This is a genomic window from Terribacillus saccharophilus, assembly GCF_002272745.1.
In the GTDB taxonomy this organism is placed as follows: Bacteria; Bacillota; Bacilli; order Bacillales; family Amphibacillaceae; genus Terribacillus; species Terribacillus saccharophilus_B.
The window spans coordinates 21,754-47,976 of the sequence record NZ_NPBD01000005.1 but is presented as its reverse complement, the minus strand read 5'-3'; the positions used below and the strand labels follow the sequence as shown (position 1 = coordinate 47,976).

23 protein-coding genes are annotated in these 26,223 nt (G+C 37.3%); 21 read left to right on the top strand and 2 right to left on the bottom strand.

The features are described from left to right. The first annotated feature begins 56 nt into the window (after positions 1-56). The 4 genes from CHH58_RS06505 (at position 57) to CHH58_RS06490 (ending at position 4,612) form a co-directional block, all read left to right on the top strand. Positions 57-1,073: a tyrosine-type recombinase/integrase gene (locus CHH58_RS06505; protein ID WP_095262218.1), complete on the top strand. Its 1,017-nt coding sequence runs from the start codon at positions 57-59 to the stop codon at positions 1,071-1,073. A 424-nt stretch (positions 1,074-1,497) separates the two neighbouring features. Continuing rightward, positions 1,498-2,046, top strand: coding sequence for an HNH endonuclease (locus CHH58_RS18905; protein WP_170937545.1), 549 nt, complete (start codon positions 1,498-1,500; stop codon positions 2,044-2,046). Between the two features lie 61 nt (positions 2,047-2,107). Further along, the gene (locus tag CHH58_RS06495; protein WP_095262216.1) at positions 2,108-2,686 is read left to right on the top strand and encodes a hypothetical protein; all 579 of its coding nucleotides are present in this window, start codon (positions 2,108-2,110) and stop codon (positions 2,684-2,686) included. 738 nt (positions 2,687-3,424) lie between these two features. After that, a complete protein-coding gene (locus CHH58_RS06490; protein ID WP_095262215.1) occupies positions 3,425-4,612 on the top strand; it encodes a hypothetical protein in 1,188 nt (395 codons plus the stop codon). 82 nt (positions 4,613-4,694) lie between these two features. Here the strand turns inward: CHH58_RS06490 and CHH58_RS06485 are convergent, their stop codons facing one another. Further along, complete coding sequence (locus CHH58_RS06485) at positions 4,695-5,879, bottom strand: hypothetical protein (RefSeq protein WP_095262214.1); 1,185 nt, start codon at positions 5,877-5,879, stop codon at positions 4,695-4,697. Positions 5,880-6,068: 189 nt separating this feature from the next. Between CHH58_RS06485 and CHH58_RS06480 the strand changes: the two genes are divergently transcribed. The 6 genes from CHH58_RS06480 (at position 6,069) to CHH58_RS06455 (ending at position 11,542) form a co-directional block, all read left to right on the top strand. Continuing rightward, positions 6,069-6,641: a recombinase family protein gene (locus CHH58_RS06480; RefSeq protein WP_095262213.1), complete on the top strand. Its 573-nt coding sequence runs from the start codon at positions 6,069-6,071 to the stop codon at positions 6,639-6,641. Between the two features lie 262 nt (positions 6,642-6,903). Continuing rightward, positions 6,904-8,634 carry an ATP-dependent nuclease gene (locus CHH58_RS06475; RefSeq protein ID WP_095262212.1) on the top strand — a complete coding sequence of 577 codons (1,731 nt, stop codon included), beginning with the start codon at positions 6,904-6,906 and terminating at the stop codon, positions 8,632-8,634. A 216-nt stretch (positions 8,635-8,850) separates the two neighbouring features. Continuing rightward, the gene (locus CHH58_RS06470; RefSeq protein ID WP_095262211.1) at positions 8,851-9,183 is read left to right on the top strand and encodes a hypothetical protein; all 333 of its coding nucleotides are present in this window, start codon (positions 8,851-8,853) and stop codon (positions 9,181-9,183) included. Between the two features lie 117 nt (positions 9,184-9,300). Beyond that, complete coding sequence (locus CHH58_RS06465; protein ID WP_095262210.1) at positions 9,301-10,026, top strand: hypothetical protein; 726 nt, start codon at positions 9,301-9,303, stop codon at positions 10,024-10,026. 206 nt (positions 10,027-10,232) lie between these two features. Beyond that, a complete protein-coding gene (locus CHH58_RS06460) occupies positions 10,233-10,550 on the top strand; it encodes a nucleotide pyrophosphohydrolase (RefSeq protein ID WP_095262246.1) in 318 nt (105 codons plus the stop codon). An 11-nt stretch (positions 10,551-10,561) separates the two neighbouring features. After that, complete coding sequence (locus tag CHH58_RS06455) at positions 10,562-11,542, top strand: HNH endonuclease (protein WP_249275056.1); 981 nt, start codon at positions 10,562-10,564, stop codon at positions 11,540-11,542. A gap of 598 nt (positions 11,543-12,140) precedes the next feature. Here the strand turns inward: CHH58_RS06455 and CHH58_RS06445 are convergent. Beyond that, the gene (locus CHH58_RS06445) at positions 12,141-13,154 is read right to left on the bottom strand and encodes a LacI family DNA-binding transcriptional regulator (protein WP_095262209.1); all 1,014 of its coding nucleotides are present in this window, start codon (positions 13,152-13,154) and stop codon (positions 12,141-12,143) included. A gap of 1,472 nt (positions 13,155-14,626) precedes the next feature. Here CHH58_RS06445 and CHH58_RS06440 point away from each other — a divergent pair. The 11 genes from CHH58_RS06440 to CHH58_RS06390 all read left to right on the top strand — a co-directional run bounded on the left by CHH58_RS06440 (position 14,627) and on the right by CHH58_RS06390 (position 26,178). Continuing rightward, positions 14,627-15,820, top strand: coding sequence for an MFS transporter (locus tag CHH58_RS06440; RefSeq protein ID WP_095226671.1), 1,194 nt, complete (start codon positions 14,627-14,629; stop codon positions 15,818-15,820). A gap of 80 nt (positions 15,821-15,900) precedes the next feature. Further along, complete coding sequence (aroD, locus tag CHH58_RS06435) at positions 15,901-16,653, top strand: type I 3-dehydroquinate dehydratase (RefSeq protein WP_095226672.1); 753 nt, start codon at positions 15,901-15,903, stop codon at positions 16,651-16,653. Positions 16,654-16,754: 101 nt separating this feature from the next. Then, positions 16,755-17,651 carry a quinate/shikimate dehydrogenase gene (locus tag CHH58_RS06430; RefSeq protein ID WP_095232927.1) on the top strand — a complete coding sequence of 299 codons (897 nt, stop codon included), beginning with the start codon at positions 16,755-16,757 and terminating at the stop codon, positions 17,649-17,651. Between the two features lie 256 nt (positions 17,652-17,907). Next, positions 17,908-19,113, top strand: a complete 1,206-nt coding sequence (locus CHH58_RS06425) for an MFS transporter (RefSeq protein WP_095232926.1) — start codon at positions 17,908-17,910, stop codon at positions 19,111-19,113. A 278-nt stretch (positions 19,114-19,391) separates the two neighbouring features. Beyond that, positions 19,392-20,669, top strand: coding sequence for an ABC transporter substrate-binding protein (locus tag CHH58_RS06420; protein ID WP_095235258.1), 1,278 nt, complete (start codon positions 19,392-19,394; stop codon positions 20,667-20,669). Positions 20,670-20,744: 75 nt separating this feature from the next. After that, positions 20,745-21,638, top strand: a complete 894-nt coding sequence (locus tag CHH58_RS06415) for a carbohydrate ABC transporter permease (RefSeq protein ID WP_095226675.1) — start codon at positions 20,745-20,747, stop codon at positions 21,636-21,638. 1 nt (position 21,639) lies between these two features. Further along, positions 21,640-22,479: a carbohydrate ABC transporter permease gene (locus CHH58_RS06410; RefSeq protein WP_095226676.1), complete on the top strand. Its 840-nt coding sequence runs from the start codon at positions 21,640-21,642 to the stop codon at positions 22,477-22,479. Between the two features lie 15 nt (positions 22,480-22,494). Further along, on the top strand, positions 22,495-23,133 hold the full coding sequence (locus CHH58_RS06405; RefSeq protein WP_095226677.1) for a YesL family protein: 639 nt from the start codon (positions 22,495-22,497) through the stop codon (positions 23,131-23,133). A gap of 25 nt (positions 23,134-23,158) precedes the next feature. Then, complete coding sequence (locus CHH58_RS06400) at positions 23,159-24,439, top strand: Gfo/Idh/MocA family protein (protein WP_095262208.1); 1,281 nt, start codon at positions 23,159-23,161, stop codon at positions 24,437-24,439. A gap of 23 nt (positions 24,440-24,462) precedes the next feature. Further along, positions 24,463-25,242 (top strand): SDR family oxidoreductase, encoded by a 780-nt coding sequence (locus CHH58_RS06395; RefSeq protein ID WP_249275055.1) that lies wholly within the window; start codon positions 24,463-24,465, stop codon positions 25,240-25,242. Positions 25,243-25,350: 108 nt separating this feature from the next. After that, positions 25,351-26,178: an amidohydrolase family protein gene (locus tag CHH58_RS06390; protein ID WP_095235259.1), complete on the top strand. Its 828-nt coding sequence runs from the start codon at positions 25,351-25,353 to the stop codon at positions 26,176-26,178. Positions 26,179-26,223 lie beyond the last annotated feature (45 nt).

Genomic DNA, 26,223 nt, shown 5'->3' with positions numbered 1-26,223 from the left:
CACGTAAGAAATTACACCGTATATCGACTTACTAACGATATAGGAGGTTTTTTTGTATGACCAAAAGAAAAGGTTTGTTTGATGTGGAAATTGATGTAAGAGGATTGCTAGAGCAGAAGCCGAGTTCTAACTCAGCACCACCTAATACAAAAGGTAACGTAAGTCATTATGCTGAACATATAACGGAATCAATACTCATCTGTAAGGCTCTAGCCACAGTAACAAGGCAAATGAAGGTGAGCGGTAATAGAAGTCGTACTATAGATGATTACGTTCGACATGTAGAGCATTTTCAAAATGTAACACGTACACAATACATAGAGGATATAACTGCCGAGACTATTTACAAGTGGTTGGACAGTATGAATGTCAGCAATCAAACCAAATTAATAAGATTGAAATGCTTAAAGGCTTTTCTTTCCCGCTGTTTTGATAATCGCTGGATTGAACAAAAGTTTTGGAAGACCATAAATATCAAAGTTGACCAGAAGGTAAAGGAAGGCGCTACAGAACATGATGTTAACGTTTTGCTCTCTCTATTAGATCTGAGCAATTTCGTTCAGCTAAGAGATGCAGTAGCAGTATTAGTAATGTTTAAGACCGGGGTGAGGATAAATACTTTATCTCAACTTGAAGAAAGGCATATTGATCTCAATAGTAGTGTACTGAACTTAGATGGAAGTATAATGAAGAATCATCAGCAGATAAAGCTGCCTTTTGATGACTTGTTAAAACGTTTGTTACAGGTATTAATCCAGCAAAATACTATCATTAGAAAAGGTTACCGCAAGAGCAATAGCTTATTGTTTATCACAAAATATGGTGACCCTATTTCATCCTCCTCAACACATAATAACATTCAGAAGCGGCTTAACAAGTACGCTAAGATGTACGGCTTGAGAAATATTAATCCTCATGCTTTGAGGAGAGGGTTTGCGAAGACTTTGTTAGACAAAGGCGCTAATGTAGCAGTAATCTCAAAAGCATTGGGACATAGTGATATATCGGTTACTACCCAGTATCTATACTTAGATGTTGATGAGGTTGCAAGTAATCTTCGCTCGTACTTGTGAAACTTATTCCTGATGTTTTCCTAGTCGTTTCATGCTACAATTTCTGAAACCAACCAAACTAGTAAACCTAAAAGGAGTTGTGTCTACATGTTTTCGCCTCTTTAGGAGGCACGCTAAATGTTTCTGTAACCTATGATTAATCGTAGGGTTGGGTGTACTTTCATACCTATGGAACAGGATAAGTGTGTCTACTAACGAGTTGGAACGTGTGGATTCAACTCCTTTTTTGTATTGTTTTAACAACGACTATGGACAATGCAAGTTCTTGTAACTTTAAATGAGAGAAACAATCCTCTCTAGGATTAATACGCTTTATTACAACTTGCAATACTTTTGTTTTTTACATTATTTGCCATTTATAGAGATTCCTTGTATAATTGCGCAGTAATAATCTAAAAGAATAAATGAAAGGAGGAACAATGATTTGGAAATCACAAATCGAGGAGCATACAGTCGAATCTTTAAGCACTGTTCTATATGCGGTAAGCTGAAGTACTATACAAAGTTTGTTTCTAACGGACGGGATAAGTGGAGAAGAAAATCATATTGCCATTTATGTAAACATTTAGAGAAGATCAGGGACAAAATTAGTTTCGACATCACTAAGTTGCAGCGCTCTAGCATCTATGTTCGTTTAAGAGGATACTCATCCCCCTACAAGTATTATTTAACTACTTATCAAGATGCAGTTGTTTTAGTTCAAGACAAAGTTGCTGGAGTTGTTAATAAACGCTTAATACATTTAATCTATGACAAGGACACATTTAAATCAGAGATTCTATTGAGAGATAGATATGTTTGTAGATACTGTGGTAATCGTGGAAACACTATTGATCATGTTAAGCCTGTTTCAAAAGGTGGTTTAACTACCTTTAGCAATTGTGTCTGTGCTTGCGAAAGTTGTAATAATGAGAAAGGTAATCTTTCCTTAAAGGAATTTCTCATAAGTCGAAACCAGAGTATAAATGAATAGTGATTTTAGTTAATGGTTGCTAAGAGCTAGTATGTAATTTTGAAAAGGAGCTGAGTTTATATTGCCAAGAATACCTTATACTCATTCAGCAGGATTTAACGTTACATCTTTAAAAGGTATATCGGGGATTTACATTTTAAATGGAGATAGTTATCAGGAATACACTGGATCTTGCAAAGATAATTGGAAGGGGAGGCTACAAGCCCATATAACATATGAAGGTCAAAAACTGACTCCTGATGTTCATTCCATGGATGTACTAATTCCAAACAGAGAAATTAGTCACAAGCACCTTCTTGTGCTGGAGTATCTCTTGATATGGTATCTTCGTCCACCAAGGAATGTTCCCCAAGGACTGCTTACTCATTGGAGATATTTTAATTGGAAATGGTCGGAAGAAGAAGTGAAATATGTTGCAAATGAACGATATAATTTAAAAATAACTGGTTCAGTCCTTGAATTTTTAACAACTTCATTTGATTTCATACGGATTCAAAGGGAATGGGATGATCATGGAAGGTTTATAAAGTATGGAGAAGTTGAGGCACTACACAGCAAGGTGATTACATGTACTAGTAAAAGAAATTGTACTTGCTTTCCTTGTTTAGCCAGAAAAAGACATAATAAGTTAAGACGCTAACATAATCTAAGCTTTGCAGGTATTCAATATTGAAATATGCTAAAATTAGTGTAAGAGTAAAAAACTAATTCCAATTGGACAGGAATTGAATTGTAACTAAACACGAAAGAGTTTATACCCTCCTATAATCACACAAATAAGGTATCAAAATTCCGATACGAGAAGGATATGTGCTGCTTTTAAGTCATGAAAAGTACTGAAAGGACAAGTATTTGTAGATGTACTTCGAGACGTGTACATATTATTCACTAGAGTTTCTCACGAGTGCCTAAAATGCTATACCATATATACGAATACTAAAGGAATAGGGAACACCACAAAAGTTGACCGTGTATAAGGAATGCAAGATAAGGAGAATTGCATAGGGTCGCTACCTTTAGGTAGCGAGTGACCGAAGGGAACGAAGGAGCTTTGCGACTGACCCATGCTTTTATGAGCGAAGCGAATGATTTTGACCTTTTACAAGGCGGAGATGAAGTCGAACTTTTTTAACAAGAGACTGTATGAATCATTAATTAAAACCTCATAAATCAGAGATAGAAAACTGTACCTAATTGGGGTAATAAGTTCTCTAGGTTTATAGGTCGATACGGTACAGTTCAAAAAGGGACAATCATCAGTAAAAGGTTGATTGTATTTCTGCACCAAAGCATCATTTTTTAGAATGAATTTATGAAGGAGTTGATTGATATGGCTGCTACTACAGCAAAAACTTAGCCATAAGAAAAGGGAATTGATTTGTCAAAGATATACACGCTAGCACAGTTAGTTAAAAAGTATGGTAGTGAAGCACAAAAAAGATCATTCAAAAAGAATGGCAACCTTTCTGGAAAGGAATTTCAACTTCTTACTAAATCTGCTGAGACTGAGTGGGAATCTGTACTGGTATTAGCTGGAAGAGGCTCAAAGAGAGTTATCGAATGCAGTGGAAAGCGTCCGACAAAGCTTAAGAGAGTTGATAATCGTGTTAATAATGGAAAGGGACAGCTTGTTGGAGAGTTCGAATTGAAATCGCTAGTAGTTAACTATCTAATACAGCACAATAGTAATGTGAAACCCATGAGTGCAACTAAGTGGATTAGAGAATTAGATATAGTGGATATCAGTCTTACAGGTGCTTTATACAGAGACAGAAGTATTCACCTGGATATGCTGCATGAGCATTTTGGTAAGATAAATAGGGACTACAATAAAGATAAGTCGGATATTGATATGCTTGAAGAGTTTTTACATGTTTTCCTTAAACATGTTAAATCAAATATTGTTTCTGTCTTCAAAAAGTTGTCTAAAAATCAAGTGATCGATTACAAGACAGAGACATGGGGCTGTACAACCAAGAATACACACAGAAAATTATCAAGGCTAGAGATTAGTTCCATAGAGGAAATAAGACGAACTCTCCTTAGCTTCTTTGGATTAGAAGCAAAAGACTTATTCAAATCCAACATGAAAGAAGTAAAGGCTTTTAATAAGCGTTTTGGCGAAGAATTGGATCAAGAATTGAACTTGAGATACTACTATGTTGCTCACTATTGCAAGATAAAAAATCAAAATAGCGGGATGTTCGAACATCTTGAAAGATTGCAGGAGCAGGGACAGCTTGGGTTCACATATAGCTTAACTGACGAAGAAGCTTTTAACACGACACAGGTTTACAAGGATTTACAAAATAAACATTCACTTCTGCTGGCAAAGAAAAGAGAAAAGAATACCACTAACTCTTCAGATACGAATAGAATCAAACACTTGAAGGTTATGAAGCAGTATGCTCCAATATGGAAATGGTTCTTATTTTACTTTAAATGCAATAGCTGCCTTAGACCAAAAACGTTATATCACGAGAAGATGCTAACTACACCTAATGTAATTAACATTAAAGATACTGTATTAGAAATCCCAGAGGTAATACAGAACTTCACTCATTGACTTTTTAACTAGCCAGTGTATGAATAATTATTATGGGAGAGTCTCTTATTGAGACTCTTTTCATATTATTAAGAACATTTTCCTATAAAGTAACCTTTCTAATATCATCAATTACTTTGTTTACATTCTTGTGGAAGTCATTCTCCCATATTACAAGGAAGTTGTGTTTTTTAGCACCTTGAATATAGGCTTTAAGCTTTGCATCCCGTAACCTCCGTTGTTTCTGATCCTTTGTCATATTTCCATTATTGAATTCCTTGGGATTAGCATGCCAATAATCACCATTAGCTTCAATTACGAGATTGTAATCTGGTAAATAAAAGTCTACTACCCAAAAATACATTTCTTTTTGTTCTTCATATTTTAACCCAAGTTTATCAAGAAGCTTAGCTATCCCGTCTTCTAGGCTCGATTTGAAGCCGGCTTCTTTTTGGAGCAAAATCGCCTTGATTCCATTTTCTTTTCTTTTCTGTATTCCTTCTGGAGTACTGAAGTACTTTTTATGTCCTTCTTGCATTTTTTCTAGAAGTTCTTCAAAATAACCGTTTTCTTTCCACTTTTCAAACTGTTTTAAGGTTCGATTCCTCCGTTCGTCTGGAGAAAAGGATGGGTGATCCCAACTACCATGGAATTTACCTTCGAAATTTGGGTTGTTATTACCTTGCATCTGATTAGAATGATACCTATTAGCACATTCCCGTGAACAGAAGAAAAAATCTTTACCTTCTTTCGCTCTTCTTTTAATATACTTCTCTGTTTTCTGACTCTTAGCACCACATAGGTAACAAGTAATATCAATATAAACCCTTTCTTTGTTTCTGCGTTCCCGCTTCACGGTGTGTTTAATATTGAATTTCTTTGCATAATACTCTAGTATCTTTCTATCCACGTTTAATCCATCAGCAATTTCTTGCCATGATTGATTTTGCTTCACCTTTTGATCGTATAACCAATCTTTGTCTTTATAAATGGCAGGCTTATTGTACTTTCTCGGTATATCAAAAGCATTTAGATAAGAAGCAATAAGAGATATGCTGACATTGCATTCTGCAGCTATCTTTTTTGTTGTTTTATCTTTTTCTACGTATTCGCTTATTAACCAATCCCTATCTTTATATGGCTTGTGTACTTTCTTAGACCGCCTTTGAATGTCGTGCTTATCAAGTAGATAATAGAGTGTACCAGTACTTATCCCATATTCCCGGATAATGTCTCTAATAGGTTTCTGGTTTATTACGTACTCATTATAAAGGGTATTTCTATCCATTTTATCCTCCACTGCACATCGTACTATTCTGAATTATATCCTTTTTAACATTACTTGATAATCCTCTTTATGTTAAATGGTGCAAAAACTTGAAAGTTATTGCACCATTTAAGAGACCTTGCTACAATAGGGTTGAAATGGTGCATTAACTTAGTGTAATAAGTGACGGACATCAGAGAGGAAATAACAATGAAATATGGATACGCAAGGGTCTCGACTTTAACTCAAGATTTAAAGATTCAAGTCCAACATTTACAAGCGGAAGGATGCGAGTCTATTTACAAGGAGAAGTTCACGGGTACTAAAACAGATAGACCAGAGTTTAACAAGGTACTAAATGTATTACAAGAAGGTGATACATTAGTCGTGACAAAACTAGATAGATTTGCTAGGTCAGCTGTTGAAGGAATTCAAACAGTAAAGACGCTATTTGAAAGAGGTGTGAAAGTCCATATCCTCAATATAGGGCTAGTGGAGAACACTCCAACGGGTAGATTAATTTTCAATATACTTAGTTCATTCGCAGAGTTTGAACGTGATATGATCGTTGAACGTACTCAGGAAGGTAAAGCGATCGCTAAGCAACGACCCGATTTTAAAGAGGGTAGACCAAGAAAGCACACAAAGCAACAAATAATACATGCTATCGAATTGCTTAAAACTCATACATACAAAGAAGTTGAAGCAATGACTGGTATAAAGAAGCGGACATTAATTAACAGAAAAGATGAATTAGAAGCAAAGCAATTTGAGACACTGTGAAGTGTCTCTTTTTGCTTTAAGTAGGATGGGGGGTGATTGCCACATAATCAATGGCTCTATAGCCGGACTATGACATAAGCTCCCCAGACCACACGTCATAGAGATTTCGATTCGAAAAGATTGGAATATTAAACATAAGTAAGAGTCAACCACCATTCATGATTATACTTTTTTTGTAAGTATTTACATGATTATGAGACAACTAGAACTGAAACTAGTTTAAATATGGTAAAATCTAACTAAAGAAGAAGGGGGTAGTTTAATGAGATTGATTAAATTTAGTGTTACAAATTATAAGGTATTTAAGGATACTTTTAACATCGATTTTTCAAAAGATTCAATCGCCATTTTAACTGGGAGAAACAATACGGGAAAATCTACGATACTAGAAGCGATTAACTGTTTCTTTCAAAAAGAATCGAGAACAAAAACAATCCCAAACGATTGTTTCTCACAAAAGAATAACACTATAGTACTCAAAGCTATATTTGAGTTTGAGGAAGAAATAGTTACTATTGTGAAAAAATATAAAGCGGAAGCTGCTCCTACTTTCCACGATGAAAAGGGTAAAGAAATCAAAAACAATCATGAATTAAAGGATACACTAGATGAAATATTAAGTAACAAACCATTTTACATTACCCCTTCTATGTTGCCTGATGATATTAACTCTTTGATTCAAAATATCTACACTGAAATAATCAAGAGTGATTTGAAAAAGCTAGAAGATTTTGATGGTGATCCTGTGGAAGATAAGGAGACTTATCTGCTAGCAGAAGAGTACTCACAAATTAGAAATTCCTATCCGGAATTTTTAAGAAAGATTAAAGTAAAAACGGATGAACTTCTTCAAGAAGTGAGTGGTGCAGTTTCCGATAACTTGAGAGTTCTATTTTCTAATGACCATCTATCTCTTAAAGTACTAGGTGGAGAAAGTACTGGATTCTCTTCTGCTGACATTTTAAAGTCTACTAATTCAAGTGTCCACATCGATAGTTTGAAGCAAACTGAAATGCCATTAACAAACCAGGGTACTGGCTTGCAAAGAATGAGTTTAATATACCTCATTCAAAACATGATTGAAAAAAAACTAATGGGTGAAAATGATAATAAATTGTTGCTGATTGATGAGCCTGAAGCTTTCCTACACCCTGAAGCGGTTAGAGCATTAAGTCGTTCTCTCTATAAAATTGGTGAAAAAATGCCCCTCATGATATCCACCCATTCTCCAATACTTATAGATCTGTCTGAGAGACATACTTCAATTCAGGTTTTTCGAGTTGGAGAAAAATCAGCGATACAGTTATATAAGTCTCTTAGCGATCAGTTTGACGAGTCTGATATTAAAAACATAAAGATTTTGAACTATGTTGACTCATACGTTAATGAGTTTTTCTTTGCTGATAGAATACTAATAGTTGAAGGTGATACGGAATATATCGCTTTTAAACATTTTGCAAAACAGAAAAACATTAATTTACACATTATTCGAGCTAGGGGTAAAGCAACTATTAGAACATTGATGAAAATCTTGAACCAATTCAATTCTAATTATGATATTCTGCATGATGTAGACAATCATGCAAAGCACTCATCTGCCACTTTAAAAGCCCAATTAACGAACTGTAAAGAGATTTTCAAACTTAATGAACTCAGAAATGTTAGGATCTTTTGCTCTGTATCACACTTTGAAAGTGCAATTGGTCTTGGAGATGTATTAAACTCAAACAAAACACAAACAATCTTTGAAGTAATACATGATCCTTCGAATAATGAATTCCATAGCGCCAGAGGTTTAATAGAGATGTTGTTTGATCAAATAATAAAACGAGATGAAGAGCCTACATTATCTGCTGGATTTCGCAGAATAAAGAGTATAGAAGAATATAATGAATTATTTACTGAGCTTATAGACCGTAAAACACTTGAAGAAAGAGAAGAAAAGAGAAGAGAAGATGCAAAGAAAGAAAATGAAGCACTTTCTCCACAATGATAGTAATGTAAAACATTTGAGGGATATTTGTTTTTGTTAAGGCAGTGAGCAAATAAACTCGCTGTCTCGTTTTTAATATTTAATAAAATATTGATTTTATTGTGAGTTAATGAGTCATGTTTTAATTGAAACCGACCAAGAAATTTACAATACTTTAGACACTAACCTTTATACCTATGATATCCTAGATATATCCATTGGTTAAGGGGTGAAACTATGGTAGTAGATGAAGTGATAGATGCAGATAAGATCAAAGCAGAAACTATCAAATTGCTGGAAGAGAATATAACAAAAGGTAGATTGTCTTTAAGAAGAACAATGGAATTAAGGTCTTTTCTCTTCTTTGCAGTCCACAGAGGTATACCATTGAGTATCCAAAACATCACATCAGAGTACTTAGCAGGCAACCATGGTAGACAGAATGTAAAGCCCTTATCTCAATATGTATTGGAACTGGAACAAGCCCAGAAACAGCTAGATAGCCTTCAACACTATATTGCCTTTTGCGAAGAGGAGATACAAAGTATTATGGAAAGTCAAGAACAGTAGTGGTTAGGAGCTTCCATCAAATTCTAAACTTAGGGCTGCTGTATCTGACACTCTTAATGAGTGTCTTTTTTGGTGTGATGGTACTGAGATTTATTATTAATTTCTGGGGGTGTTATTTTGGATGACATTACTTCATGTGTTCAATTTGAAAGATTAGGATCATTAATGATATTTTGTTTGATGTACTTAGCCCTTGGTTACCTAGTTATTTTCTTAGTTAGAAAATTTCAGCACATCTCTATACCAAAAGAGTACAAGTGGATTATTGCTTTTTCTTTTTTTATAAGTATTGTATTTACTGAAGTTTATATCGGCAGAACCAGCTGTTCGTTGTGGCTTGATAGCGTCTTACCTAATTTAATTGTTGACTTCCTTCTTATTCCATTCACTGCAATTTTCATCACTATCTTTGTAAGTCAAACACAGAAAAAAGTTGAAGAGAAACGAGCGAGGGAAGAGGCATTCCAAACCATTGGAGTGCAACACCTAGAGTTAACCGTGAAATTAGCTAATTGGTATTCTGCTTTAGTAGGGGTCTTTGAAGAAATCAATTCAGAAGACTATCATAGCAAAAAGTTATTACAAGAACATACCAGTTACAAACTCAATGAATTGCTTATAGAAGAGTCTGATCTCCACACAGGAGATTTGTCCGATTTGAAGGAAGAGACTATGAAAGCATTGTCCGAATATATAATAAAATACATCTCATTGCTACCAAAAGACTTAGCGAGCATGGTAGTGGAACTAGAGGGGATAATTCGTACTGACCGCTACAAGGTGCAGGGAGAAAAGATTCTTGAGATACATAACTATTTCAAAGAGTATTATATATCTTACTGAGATAATTTTATGAATTTCCAGTAAATCTGGGTTTCGTGTAGAGCGATTTAATGTTTGGAGAATGGATACGTCAGGGGACGAAAGCTTTGTGATCCCTGTATTGATTAACTAAAAAAGAAATGAGATATTAAACCTATACAGGGAATTTTTACTACACCCATATCAAAGGAGTTATCAATTTGAGTAAAGACAACATAAATGATTTGATGTTAATGGTACTTAACTTTAGAAACGAGAGAAACTGGGAGCAGTTTCACAACTCTAAAGACTTAGCTATCTCACTTTCACTAGAAGCAAGTGAACTACTTGAAAATTTTCAATGGAAAAGTAGCGAAGAAGCTGTTAAAGAGAATAAGGAGAATATTGAGGATGAACTTGCTGATGTATTAATTTATTCCTTACTATTGGCTAATGATCTGAAACTTGATGTGGACAAAATCATTAAGAACAAAATACAAAAGAATGAAAAGAAGTATCCCGTTGATAAAGCGTATGGCGTCAGAACAAAATACACGAATCTATAGGAGTGTACATAATGAGTAGGGTCATTCTTCAACCAACAGGCAATAAAGATGCTCGAGAACACTACGTTGATACACTCATTCGACCAGTAGATATTTTGAGAATAAAACCATTTGTAACAGAGGATCAATTTGAAAGAATCAAAGAACTCTATCCTAATGGGTTAGTTCCAACATGGGGAGTAACGGCAGGGGTAAATAATGTTAATGCAAACAAGTGGAATAGAATAGAACCAGCTGATGTAACATTTTTCTCAGCCAAAAGGGTCTTATACTCATATGGGTTTGTAACGTACAAAATACATAATGTTCCACTTGCAGAGCATCTATGGGGAAGAGACTCAAAGGGGCAGACATGGGAGTATATGTACTTCCTTGATGAAATCAGAGAGCATGACATACCAGTCTCCCTGTTCAACGAGATTGTGGGATATTCACCTAATTTCAATGTACAAGGGTTCTCTGTTCTTGATGAACAAAAGAGTAACGCCCTTATAAGTTATTTTGACTTGGAAAGTGAAACGGCTTTTCAGCCAGTGACCGAGAGAGACTACAAGGAAGTTATTGAGGCATTCAATAAAGACACGCTTGATATCGAGGGTAAAACCAAAAGCAGAGCTGAGCAGGGATTTCTTAGGAAGGCTCTATTTGGTAACAGAACCATCCACACATGTCAAATATGTGGTAAGGAATATCCTATTCAATTTTTAGTAGCAGCCCATATTAAGAAGAGATCTTTATGTACTAAGGAAGAGAAACTTGACTATCAGAACATAGTAATGCCAATGTGTAAGTTTGGTTGTGATGATTTGTTTGAGAAAGGTTATATCATTGTCAAAAATGGTAAGGTAGTCCTGAATCAAAAGCTCACTACAGAATGGTTAGATGTATATTTACATAATCTTGCTGGAAGAGAAATAGACAATTGGAATGAGAGAAATGCCAAGTATTTTGTATGGCATGCTAAACATCATTCATTGTCAAAAGTTAGATGATTGAGTCAAATGTTCAATTGTTTTCAGCTTCACCAAGCTGAAAATGTTGTTCTACTCAATCCGTTGAGCTACAATGGAAAAGAGATTACGGTCTAAGTTCGAGAAGTGACCGTTACACTGATACGTTGATAAAGGGCGGTAAATAAGGTAGCTCAGCTGGATAGAGCAACAGCCTTCTAAGCTGTGGGTCGGGGGTTCGAATCCCTCTTGGGACGCTAATGAGAAAAGCGCTAAAAACTTGTATAAAGGTTTTAGCGCTTTTTCTATTGTTGAAGAATCCTGGAACCAGATAAGTTAAACAACCGAGAGTATATACAAACTTAGTCGTTTCATACATGTATCTTTACGTAAAATAAAAGTAATGATTTTCTGTTTTTAGTACAGGTAACAGTAAAAGGCGCTAGAATTCCTAATCTAAGGGATTCTAGCGCCTTTTTTACGTAATAGCGTTATTTTGAATCAAGTCCTTTTATTAACATTGCTGAATGGCTTCAATAAAAGACTGTAGTTCAAAACTGGAATTTGTCACTACTTTTTAAAAAGAAGGTGCAGGGGAGCATGGCCCAACAGATAGCCAGTCATCTTACATTTAATCACTTTACGCAGATTCTCGAACAATCAACTCTGGCTCTAGGATCAACCGCTGCTGCTCATGGCTATCGTTTGACATTTGCTGATGTAAAAGCTTTGCGGCTTCTATACCTGTAAGCCTAGGAAATGAAGAGACCGTAGTTAAAGGGGGATGATAGACATCTGATTCAGGAATATTATCAAATCCTACAATATCTATGTCCTGCCCGGGATTAAAACCTTCCTTTCTTAACCCTTGCATCACTCCGAAGGCAACTAAGTCATTAAAACAAAAAATAGCTGTTGGAGGATCAGGATTACGAAGAACTTGTAATACAGCCTCTAACCCACCTTCTCGGGTAGGAGGACTGTCTACAACTAGGTTATTGTCAATGATCAATCCCGCGTTATCATGGGCATACTGATATCCGTCCATACGTTCGATCCAGGTCGAGGAAGTTCGAACCCCTCCTAAAAACGCGATCCTTTTATGTCCCTTATCTATTAAGTGATTAGTAGCCATCAGGGACCCTTTCCTATAATTTATGCCAACATAGTCACTTTTTACTTCCGGTAATTCTCTAACAGCAAGAACCATTGGTGTGTTCATCTGGTTTAACCGATTAACTGTTTCAGCATTACTCCCAGAGACAGGATCGAGAATCAAACCACCGACTCTATGTTCCAACATGGTAGAAAGGAGATGGTCTTGCTTGGCAAGAGAATCAAAAGACGTTCCTAATAACACCGTATATCCAACTTCTTCTAGTGTTTCGTGTACACCTACCAAAAATTCAGAAATGAATTTGTTTGAAATATCGGTGATAATCACACCCACGGTATTAGAGCTTTGTGACCTTAGATTTGCAGCGACTCTGTCGTATACATACCCTAATTCTTTCATTGAATTCATCACTATTTTTCGCGTTTTATCAGATATTCTAGGATTGTTACGAACGACAAGGGAAGCGGTGGCAGTTGATACTCCAGCATGCTTTGCGACCTCTTGTAATGTGACTCGCTTTTTTTTAGGATGTTTCATTATTGAATCACCATCTTGAATAGAATTTAAATTTCTTAAAAGAAAACTAATTGTCGTAAATCATGCATTTCATATTATTTTTCCTTTTGATAAGACGCAGGATTTCTCCAATAATGTTTCTCTCTATATAGTACCTTTTTTTCATATAACCTACAATAACGGGTCATTCCATCGCAGGGTAGGTTAAGATTTTTTGCAGTAACTTGTATTTCTTTCTATGTATGGGCTATGCCCTCTAAATCTATATTTTAACGAAAGTTTGAAAACAATATTTATGAGATTGATACCTGTCAAGCTTATTGTGAAAAAAATCACAAGTGTTATAAAGTGAAGTCATAGGTTTGACACAATTTTAGTGTAGCAGTATAATGGCTGAGGCGCACTTATTTTAGTTTATTTTCTGCGCAGATTAATAGAAAAATAAGTGTAATAGATGTGGTGCAAAAAAGGTTTTAATGTACTTTTCAATATGATGAGGTATACGTAATTACTGCATATTTTCGATTTCAATGCCAATATGTATCTTTTTCAAGTAATAATTTAAAAAAGTGTTATAAAAGAAAAGAATTTGTTGCAGCATAAGTAGAAGGATATTCAACATGGAAGATTTTTTACATGTTACTCTGACTACAATAGTTGTCACTGATCCCAATCTAATGTGAAGGTCAAATGTGTGAATTACCTTGTACAATTTAGTAGAACGATATACCAAATAAAGATTGCGGTATAGACACAGCTGTAGTTGTCACTATGATCTCCATATATAGAGGAGCCAATGCGTGAGTTACTTTGCCTATTAGTAGAACGATATACCGAATAAAATATGTGGCTTAGACACAGCTGTAGTTGTCACTATAATCTCCGTATATTGAAAAGCCAATGCGTAAGGCACTTTGCACAATTAGTAGAACGATATACCAAATTAAAGATGCGGTATAGACACAGCTGTAATTGCCACTGTGGCTATGATCCCAATCTAATGCGAAGGCCAAATATGTGAGGTACCTCACGCTAATAGTAGAACGATATACCAAATTAAAGATGCGGTATAGACACAGTTGTAATTGCCACTGTGTCTATGATTCCAATCTAATGCGAAAGCCAAATATGTGAGGTACCTTACACTATTAGTAGAACGATATACCAAATGAAGATTGCGGTATAGACACAGCTGTAGTTGTCACTATGATCTCCATAATTGAGAAAGCCAATGCACGAGGTACTTTGCACTATTAGTAGAACGATATACCAATCTATGTTAAGTAACCGCATGATTGTACGGAGAACTAATTAAATTAAATTCTCAAAGTTAAGCCCTATTAAATATATGCGGTGGTTACTGCTGATGACACACATCCAAGGAATTGACTAATCAGTGTTTATTGAGAGGTTGTGATAGATGAACAGGTTGGGACGTACAAGTATATTAATTTAATTTTTATTTTTTTTATAGAGGGGATGGAGGATTTTTTATGAAAAGTCCATATATAACAGCTGCTGGTGGAATGTATCTTAACTTTTTCATATTAGGAATGGTTAATATCATATTTGCATCGAATATGAGCAGTTTAACAGAACAATTAAATACCACTACTTCAGGAATCAGTCTTCTCTTATCTGCTTTCGGGATTGGGAAGCTTCTTACTTACGCTTTAAATGGATATCTATCAGATAAATTAGGTAGAAAACCATTAGTTGCTTTTTCAAGTATCTTAATGGCCATATTCTTAATCGGATTTCCGATGGCGCCTAATTATCAAATAGCCTTTGTTTTGGCCGTTTTAATGGGAATTGCAAACTCAGCGATGGATTCAGGGACATATCCAGCCCTTACTGAGTCTTTTCCAAAGTCTGCAGGAACAGCGAATGTTCTAGCAAAAGCATCTAATTCTGTTGGGGCAATCCTGCTTCCTATACTGATTACTTTTTTAGCTACTAATAATATAAGCTATAAATTTTCATTCTATATTCCTGCAATCGTAACAGTTATTGCGTTGGTCTTAATTCTTATTGCACGATTTCCGAACCATAAAAATGCAGAATCTGATAACGGAAGTACGAAACAACCTGAGGAAAACGTATTTTTATCTCAGCCAAAATTTTGGGTGGAAGGACTTGCCCTTATCGTTATTGGCTTTACCTCTTTAGGATTAATCATGATCGCGCCATTGTGGCTGCCTACTTTAGGACAAGAAGTATTAGGTATGACTGATACGGAATCCGTAACAATGCTTAGCTATTATAGTACAGGAGCTTTTGTTTCTGTTATTTTGCTAGCTGTTGCACTGAAAAAGATTCGCCCTGTGACAATTATGATTGTTTACCCAATTATTACAGTTATTTCTTTGATTGTTCTATTATCAGTAAATTCATTAAGCGTAGCAATCATCAGTGCTTTCTTTGTCGGTTTATCTATTTCTGGAGTACTGCAGTTAGCCATTACGGTAATCACTCAATTATTCTGGCAGAAGAAAGGCACGATGACGGGGATTATTTCAACATCTGGCAGTATAGCAGTTATTTCTTTACCCGCTTTAACCGGTGTGATGGCAGATACGACTAGCATTACTGCGATTATCTGGCTTGAAGTGGCCATTGCTGTGGTAGAAATTTTGGCGGCATTGGTAGTGATGTATCGATTTAATCTTTTAACAAGAAAAGGTTGAGTCCTTTAAAAAGCAAAAGTTTTAGATTTAATTTGATTGAAAATATTTAGGGATAAAGATTTTAGTAGGAGGATCACGAAGTGAATACAGTTACAATTAAAAACACCACAATTGGAGAAGGTACTCCAAAAATTATTGTTCCGTTAGTAGCAACTAAAGAAGAACAAATACTTCAAGAAGTTGAAACGGTAAAATTATCGAAGCCGGATATTGTTGAGTGGCGTGTAGATTGCTATGAGCATGTCGAAAGCATAGAAGCTGTTTCAGGTATGATTACAAAACTTAGAAAGGTTTTGCCAGATACACTTCTTCTTTTCACTTTTAGAAGTTTTAAAGAAGGTGGTAATAAAGAAATTTCAGATCGTTATTATTTTGAATTGCTGCATACAGCTATTCAGACGAAGCAGATAGATCTTGTTGATGTTGAATTGTTTTTTGAAGAATCCGAAGTCAAAGCAACAGTGAAGTTAGCGAAAGAAAATGGTGTTTATGTCATCATGTGTAATCATGATTTTCATAAGACCCCACCCAAAGAAGAAATAATTTATCGTCTTCGCAAAATGCAAGAGTTTGGTGCTGACATACCGAAAATCGCTGTTATGCCTCAAAGTGCGGAGGATGTTTTAGTATTATTAGAGGCTACAAATACAATGAAAACAATGTATGCGGATCGACCGTTTATTACTATGTCTATGTCTGGTACAGGCCTTGTTAGTCGATTAGCTGGTTCAGTATTTGGTTCAGCTTGTACATTTGGTGCCGGGATAGAAGCATCTGCGCCAGGTCAAATTCCTGTTGACCAATTAAGAAATGTTTTGGAAGTAATTAGTTAAACCTATTAAGTTGGTATGGCTATTCTTACTCATTTTATTGTGAAGTAAGGTTGTTCAATATAAATGAAACTTATATAGAAAATCATAAGGGAGATTTTAATATGGAAAACTTTGAAAATAACTTAGAGAAAATTGATGGAAAAACAAAATTAGTTGGATTACTTGCTACACCAATTGGACACAGTTTGTCACCAAGAATGCATAATTTAGGTTATACATTAAAAGGTTTAAATTACGCATATCTTGCATTTGAAGTGGGCAATGAAACGCTGGAAAAAGCCGTAGAAGGGATGAAAGCTCTTGATGTGGCTGGTTTCAACGTATCGATGCCAAATAAAATGGAAGTTATTCAATATCTAGATGAATTAGATGAGAGTGCTAAATATATTGGTGCTGTCAATACAGTCGTCAATAGAGATGGAAAATTAATTGGTTATAACACTGATGGAAAAGGCTATGTAAACAACCTTAAAGAACACGGTGTCGATTTACAAGGGAAAAAGGTAACACTAGTAGGATCAGGTGGTGCGGCAACACCAATTGCGGTTGAATTGGCGCTTGCTGGAATCTCTGAAATTAGTATCTTTGCCCGCAATGATCAATATTTCCACCAAGCTGAATTGAATGTAGAAAAAATCAACAATGATATGAAGGATTATAATGTAAAAGCAAACATTTTTCCACTAGAGGATAAAGAGGCATTTCGTCGTGAAGTAGCAGAAAGTGCAATACTTGCAAATGGGACAAGTCTAGGAATGAAACCTTTAGATCATTTAAGTATACTGGATGATAATTTAGATGTATTACGTAAAGATTTAATCGTGACAGACGTTGTTTATAATCCAGCAAAATCTAAATTATTGGCTCAGGCAGAAGAAGCTGGTGCAATAATCATCAATGGTTTGGGTATGATGTTAGGGCAAGGTGCATTAGGATTTAAACTATTTACTGGAGAAGAAATGCCAAAAGATGAAATTAAAAAAATTATGTTTGAATAATATGTGCTGCTAAGTACATGTAAATAAAATTAAAGTGGAGATAATAAATAAGATTGCTTTTTCGTTTTATAATGTGAATGCTATAGGTCACATCTAAATAAATGAATGAAGAATCAGGACTAAGAAAAACAGGAGACTACTCCATGTTTTTCTTAGTTTTTTTGAGGATTAATGAGTATAAGATAACTTTTTTACACTGTAATTTTCTATGGGGAGAACAATTGTATGATGTTTTACATTGTGTGGGGGTAAACTAATGAAGTATCAGTATTTTATATCGGCATTTGGGATGTATATCAATTACTTCCTACTAGGTATGGTAAATATTATCCTAGCTTCAAACATGTCTTCTTTAACAACTCAATTGGATACGGATGCTACTGGTATCAGTTATTTGATCGCTGCTATAGGTATAGGAAGATTGATAACTTACAGCATAGCAGGGTCATTGTCAGACAAGTACGGCAGGAAACCTTTAATTATTGTTTCGTCAATTGCGATGGTCGTCTTTTTGGTAGGAATCCCATTTTCACCTAGTTATGAGATAGCAATTATCTTAGCTTTATTTGCAGGTATTTCGAACTCTGCTATGGATGCTGGTACATACCCAGCTCTCACTGAGATGTTTCCGAAATCTGCTAGCTCAGCAAGTGTCATGATAAAAGGTTTTGTATCGCTGGGAGCTACTTTTTTGCCATTTATCATCTTATTTCTATCCGATAATAATCTTTTTTATGGCATTTCTTTTTTAGTACCAGCAGTTATTTACATTGTTAATATGATTTTTTTGTTTTTTGCTATTCCAAAGACTCAACTTGAACAATCAAAGAAGGATGACCATTCTCAAGTAAGCCAGTTTTTAACCGAACCTGAATTTTGGAAAGAAGGGCTTGCTCTTATTATCATAGGTTTTACATCAACCGCATTATTAACAGTTTCACAAATTTGGTTACCAAGCTATGGGCAAGAAGTTGCTGGGATGACTGCTTCCAATTCGGTTCAGTTGCTGAGCTATTATAGTATTGGTTCACTAATTTCAGTTCTCTTATTAACTATTCTGTTGAAAAAAATTGTCAAGCCTGTGACAGTGATTTTACTTTACCCAATAATTACTTTGATTGCTGTCATTGTTATTCTTAGCGTCCATATTCCACTTGTTTTAAGCATTACTTGTTTTTTCCTTGGATTCTCAACAGCTGGAATCTTACAGTTGGCTATTTCAATGATGACGCAGTTTTTCTGGAAGAAAAAAGGAACTGTTACAGGGTTTGTTTCTACAGCCTCTAGTATAGCAAGCGTTGTTTTACCTGTAGCAACTGGATTAATTGCTAAAAACGGAGATATGGCACATATATTTATTTTTGATAGCATTGTGGCATTTATTGGCATTATAGCCGCAGCTTTTCTTTACTATCGTTATCATAAGCTGACTAAACCACAGGTAAGAAATCAACATGCATGATAGGAAAAATACTTCGAGGCTTAAATTGGCTCGGAGTATTTTTTTGTTTTAAAAAGTTGTTACATGCTAATGTCTAATATACAAATAAGTATCTAATAATTATTTCAGAGATCCACTTTTATGCGGATGGAAAAAAGGAATACAATATCATCGAAAATGAGAAACTGTTTTACACGTTTTTTTAAACATTTACCCCTGTTTTCTATATATCCCTAATTCCCATCCTTTTGGTAAAATCATAAATGTAATCGCTTACATTAGATCTGGGGGGATTGAACATGAAAAGAAAATCGCTTCTGTTGGTTTTTGGAATGATTTTGGTTTTATTGCTTGCTGCTTGTAGCAGTGAGGGAAGCAGTTCTGGTTCAGATGATGGTAAGGTGAAGCTGCGAATTGCTTGGTGGGGCGATCAGCCGCGAAATGATTATACGACGAAGGTTATTGAGATGTATGAGGAACAAAATCCTAATGTACAGATAGATGCGGAGTATGCGAGCTGGGATGATTATTGGCAGAAGCTTTCTCCTCAAGCGGCAGCAAATGAATTGCCGGATATCGTACAAATGGACGTTTCCTATCTTGCTCAATATGCGCAAGGAAATAAATTAGCTGATTTGACTCCGTTTTTAGGGGAACAAATCGACACGAGTAATATGACAGAGGATTACGTAAATGGCGGAAAAATAGATGACGGTATCTATGGAATGAACACAGGAGTGAATGCGGTTGGATTCCATTACAATCCGGAGTTATTGGAAGAACTAGGTCTTGGTAGTGAAATTCCGGAAGACTGGACGTGGGACGATTATAAGACCATGTCTGATAAAGCTGTTGCGCAAGGCGCTTTTTTCGATACACATCTAAGACCTGATGTATTTTTCGATTATTACCTTCGCAGCCAAGGCTCTCGCTTATATGCAGAGGATGGCAGTGGCTTAGGTTATGACGATGATAAATTATTCGCGGATTACTGGAGTATGATCGCAGAGCAAGTGGAAAAAGGAGCAACTCCAACGCCAGATGCTCTTGCTCAAATAACTGGTATTGAAGATGACCCAGTTGTAAAAGGAGAGGCAATAGGGATTTTCCAATGGTCCAATCAGTTCGTAGGATTAAAGCAGGTGGCAGAGAAACCGCTGGAGATTGCTCCAATGCCAGGACCTGGTACGTCTGATGGACTTTATTTGAAGCCAGGTATGTTCTTCTCTGTGTCACAAAACTCCGAGCAAAAAGAAGCTGCTGCTGACTTCTTGGATTTCTTTATGAACGATGTAGAAGCGAATAAATTGATTCTTGGCGACCGTGGTGTACCAGGATCTTCTGAAGTAAAAGAAGCATTGAAAGATGAAGTTTCTGAAGCACAGAAGCAAGTCTTTGAATATGTGGAATGGGCTGAAACGAACAGTTCTCCAATGGGGGCTCCGGATCCAGCTGGTGCCGGAGAGGTCATTGAATTATTAGAAACATTAGCAGAACAAATCAGTTATGGTCAGCTTGCTCCTGAAGAAGCTGCTGAAAGTTTCAGAACGCAAGCAGAAGGCATGCTTGGACAATAGGAGAAAAGATAATCAAGACGGCAGCTGAGCAGCTGTCGTTTTGATTACATCTGCAAAAGGAGAGGAGTAAAGTCATTGAGCTCACGTCTAAGAAGCAATTTGTGGGGATATCTTTTCATTGGACCATTCATCATCGGCTTTTTAGCCTTTACGATCACACCAATGCTAGCTTCCTTATATTTCTCATTTACGGAGTACGGTTTATTTGATGCCCCAAAATGGATCGGCTTTGAGAACTATATAAAAATGTTCACGGAAGATCCTCGTTATATCAATTCATTGAAAGTTACCATCATCTACGTATTCGCTGGCGTCCCGTTGCGGCTTGCCTTTGCCTTACTGGTGGCCATGCTGCTGAATGTAGGATCACGAGCTGTCGGCTGGTACCGGACGCTCTATTATTTACCTTCCCTTATCGGCGGAAGTGTTGCCGTTGCGATCATGTGGCGGAATATCTTTGGTGATGATGGAATCGTGAATATAGCGCTTAAGAGTATGGGGATTGATTCGATTCGTTGGTTTGGTGAACCAACAGCGGCACTATGGATGCTTATTTTTCTATCCATCTGGCAGTTTGGGTCATCGATGCTAATATTCTTGGCTGGATTGAAATCGATTCCGGCAAGCTTTTATGAAGCAGCCAGTGTGGATGGAGCGAACTTCATCCAGAAATTCTTCCGCATCACATTGCCTATGCTGAGTCCTGTTTTATTGTTCAACATCATCATGCAGACAATCTCTGCTTTTATGACCTTCGTACCGGCCTTCATCATTTCCAAAGGGACAGGTGGCCCATTAGATGGTACGCTTCTTTATTCTCTGTACTTGTTCAAGCAAGGATTTGAGTACTTCAATATGGGTTATGCGTCGGCCATGGCTTGGGTCATGCTGCTCATTGTAGCCATTTTGACTGGAATCATCTTCTTGACGTCCAAGTATTGGGTGCACTATGAGTCGGAGGGGAAGTAGAATGACTAAAAAACGACCTCAATATTTTCTCTACCATATTCTAGTCGGAGGCTTTGCTGTTCTGTTGCTTTACCCGGTCATTTGGCTGTTCGTTAGTTCGTTTAAGGAAAGCGGCGATATTTTCATTACCGCTGGTTCTCTAATTCCTAATCCCTTTACGTTGTTGAATTACGCGCAAGGGTGGGAAGGATTTGGTGGATACGGTTTTGGTACGTTCATTAAGAATACAATTGTTTTTGTTATTTGGATGCTGCTTGGTCACTTGATTTCATGTTCCTTGATTGCATTTGGCTTTGCCAGACTGAAGTTCGTTGGACGTGGGTTTTGGTTCATGATCATGCTTGTCACCTTAATGCTGCCTTACGAAGTTGTCATGATTCCGCAGTACATTATTTTCTCTGAGCTTGGCTGGCTAAATTCTCTAAAACCATTAGTTGTACCAGCCTTTTTTGGACACCCATTCTTCATCTTCTTGCTTGTCCAATTCATCCGAACCATACCGAGGGAGCTGGATGAGGCAGCGACAATTGATGGGGCGAATACATTCCAGATCTTTTATAAAGTAATTCTGCCGCTTATTGTTCCTGCTTTAGCAACAACTGCAATTTTCACTTTCTATTGGACTTGGGACAACTTGCTTGGACCAGTTCTCTATTTGAACAGTCCTGAAAAATATACTGTCTCAATGGCGTTGAACATGTTCTTGAGTAATGAAACAGTATCGAACTGGGGAGCGATGTTCGCCATGTCGATTGTCACACTAGTACCAGTGTTTGTTATCTTCTTCATCTTCCAGCGCTATGTTGTGGAAGGAATAAGTACAACTGGTCTAAAAGGATAGAGAGGAAGAGCTATTATGGCTGCTATTAATAAAGGACTGGAATGGATCACGAGAATGGCATATATAAATATTCTCTGGCTTGTTTTCTTGCTGCCGGGTCTGGTGGTCTTCGGGGTTTTCCCCGCTACCACAGCCCTGCTGCATGTGATGCACCAATGGCTGCAAGGAAAAACGGACATTCCTATTTTTCAGACCTTTTTACAAACGTATAAGAAGGAGTTCGTGAACAGCAACAAGCTGGGATATATCTACGTGCTGTTAGGATATATCCTCTATCTTGACTTCCTCTTCATAACTTCTGCTGCGAACGCCGCTCTGTACTTCACGATTCCGTACCTCATTGTCACATCTATTGCTTTTTCTGCAAGTTTATATGCGTTCCCAATGCTTGTGCATTATGATATGAAGCCATTTCAAATCGTGAAGCGTTCATTCTTTATTATGATGTTAAATCCGAGCCAAACCTTTGTAATGCTCGTTGGAACGATCGGAGTAGGTTCAATTTTATGGTATTTTCAAGGGTTGGCGTTATTTTTCAGCTTCAGCATTGTTGCATTGATCGTTATGATGCCAGCTGCTAAAGCATTTGAAAGAACAGAAAAGAAATCCTCAAAACTCTTAGATAAGGAATTCAAATCAGTCCCGGCGAACTAAAATCAAACTAATGGGAGGTTGCGCTATGAAAAAGTATGTACTTGTGGGAACAGGCGGCCGGGCGGAATTTTATTATGGAGCAATGGTGAAGGATTTTAAGGATACATGTACACTAGCTGCTTTTTGTGACATAAACGAAACAAGGATGGCTTATGCCAATCAGCTGTTGGAGGAAAGGTACCAGCATCCCGCTATCCCAGCTTATTCTGCAGCAGATTTTGAAAGGATGATTCAGCAGGAGAAGCCGGATATTGTCATTGTCACTACCATTGATCGAACGCATCATACGTATATCATCAAGGCATTGGAGCTTGGATGTGATGTGATCACGGAAAAACCAATGACAACGGATGAAAACAAGTGTCAAGAAATCTTGGATGCTATTGAACGGACAGGAAGAGAAGTCCGAGTGACATTCAACTACCGATACGCGCCGCATAACACAAAAATAAAGGAATTGATAAGCTCGGATGTCATCGGAAAAGTAAACTCGGTACATTTTGAATGGGCGCTTGATACGACGCACGGTGCTGATTATTTCCGGCGATGGCATCGAGATAAACGAAATAGCGGCGGTTTGCTCGTTCATAAGTCTACGCACCACTTTGATTTGGTGAACTTCTGGCTGGATACAACTCCACAGCGTGTGTATGCAACTGGAGATCTGCTTTTCTACGGGAGAGAAAATGCCGAACAAAGAGGGGAAACGAAGTTCTATCAGCGGGCTTATCAAAGCGAACAGGCGAAAAGTGATCCGTTCGCACTTGATTTGGAAAGCAATGAACATTTGAAACGCATGTACTTGGATGCGGAGAAAGAAGATGGCTATCAAAGGGATCAAAGTGTTTTTGGAGATGGAATAAGTATTGAGGATACTTTAGGGGTGATGGTGAACTATAAAAGTAAAGCAATCCTGACATACAGCTTGAATGCCTACTTACCATGGGAAGGTTTTATCGTCTCCTTTAATGGAACGAAAGGAAGAATCGATGCGCGCATTATAGAGAAGTCTTATGTGAACTCAGGAGGTAGCAAGGCCGAGGAAGGGCAGCTGGAACAATTATCGATTCTGGTAAGTCCTATGTTCGACGTACCTTATGAGGTACAGGTGGATAATGGAATAGGAGGACACGGCGGAGGCGATACAGCAATGCTGCAAGATTTATTCGGTAATCCCAAGCCAGACCCATACAAACGTTCAGCTACTCACATAGATGGAGCAATGTCCATCATGACAGGCATTGCAGGTAACCACTCCTTGAAGTCAGGATATGCAGTCAACATAGACGATTTAATAGATCTATAAAACCGTTTGCTTGAATGGAGGATATGTTGGTGGAGAAGACGGCCATCATTTCTGGCGGAGCATCTGGAATCGGAAAAGCTGCGGCACTTAAGCTTGCCGATGCCGGATTCCGGGTTTGCCTGCTAGATGTGAATGAAACGAAATTGCAAGAAGTCAAAGAGGAGATGGAAGAAAAGAATTTAAAAGTAATGACCATCCCTTGTAATATGTCACAATACGACCAAGTTGAGACGGCCGTACAAAAAATGATGGAACAGTGGGGCAGGGTCGATGTGGTATTCGCCAATGCCGGAATAGTTGGCCAAGTTTCGTCGATCGAGTCGATGAGCGTTGACAATTGGAATCAAGTTCTCAGCATCAATTTGAACGGGACATTCTTCCTCGTGAAAGCAGCTATTCCTCATGTAAAGCAGCAAGGCGGGAGCATTATCATTACAAGTTCGGTAAGCGGAAACAGAGTCTTTTCCCAAGCCGGATTCTCAGCTTACTCCACTTCAAAAGCGGCACTGGCAGCCTTCGCCAAAATGGCCGCATTGGAGCTGGCAAAGTATCATATCCGAGTAAATGTCATCTGTCCAGGCGGAATAGAAACAAATTTCAAAGAGTCGATGAAGCGATCTCCGGATCTTGATGAAATCAAAGTACCAGTCGAATTCCCTGAAGGAAGCAAACCTTTGGATAACCGCTCAGGTAAACCTGAGGAAGTGGCGGATCTTGTTAAGTTTCTAGCCTCTGATGAATCCAATCATATTACAGGTACAGAAATCTATATAGATGGAGCAGAGTCCTTATTGATCGGATAAGACATCTGACTTTTTGTGAACAAACACCATGATCTCAGTCATGGTGTTTGTCTGACATTTGGAGGTCTCTGAGCTCTCTGAGCTCTCTAATGAAAGGAGAATAGATATATGATCATAGATTCTCACCAACATTTCTGGCGCAAAACGTATGAAGAAGTTGATCACAGCCCTGGCAGCAAAAGTCACTCTTATTTACCTGAACATTTAGAACCCATCTTGCATGAACATAGCATAAACAAAACAATCGCTGTGCAAGCTTCACCCACCTTAGAAGAGAATGAGTTTTTATTGCATATAGCTAGAACGAGAAAAGAAGTTATCGGAGTTGTAGGCTGGGTTGAATTGGACGATCCCCAAGCTATACAGACGTTGGCTACGTATAAAAATCCTCATCTTGTTGGGATCCGGCCGATGATTCAAGATTTGCCTTCAGAGTGGCTGTTAAAAGATACCGTGCTCCTTAATCTGAACAAGTTAGCGGATGAGAGGATTCCGATTGATTTACAGGCCAACCCCAGACATTTACCTGTAATCCTAGAGCTGTTAGAAAAGATGCCTCATATTCACTGTGTAATAGACCACATAGCGAAACCGCCAATAGATACTGGACAAATGGAACCATGGGCCAGTCATATGCGAAAAATTGCGGAATACCCTAATACCGTGTGTAAGGTTTCTGGTCTTGTTCCTGAAAAAGTAGGTGCCAGCTGGACAACTAAGCGCATCTTTCCTTATGTAAAACTCGTTTTAGATATTTTTGGTCCAAAACGGGTCATGTTTGGGAGCGATTGGCCAGTATGCTTAAAGTCTGCTTCATACCCAGAGGTTATCCAGCTGTTTGAGGATACAGTGACAAGTCAGTTGTCTGTGAGTGAGAGGGAAGATGTCTATTGTAATAATGCAAAGCGTTTTTATAGATTAGAAGATAGCTTATGAAGGAAATAAAGAGGATATTATTTCAATTGTAGAGAACTAGAACGG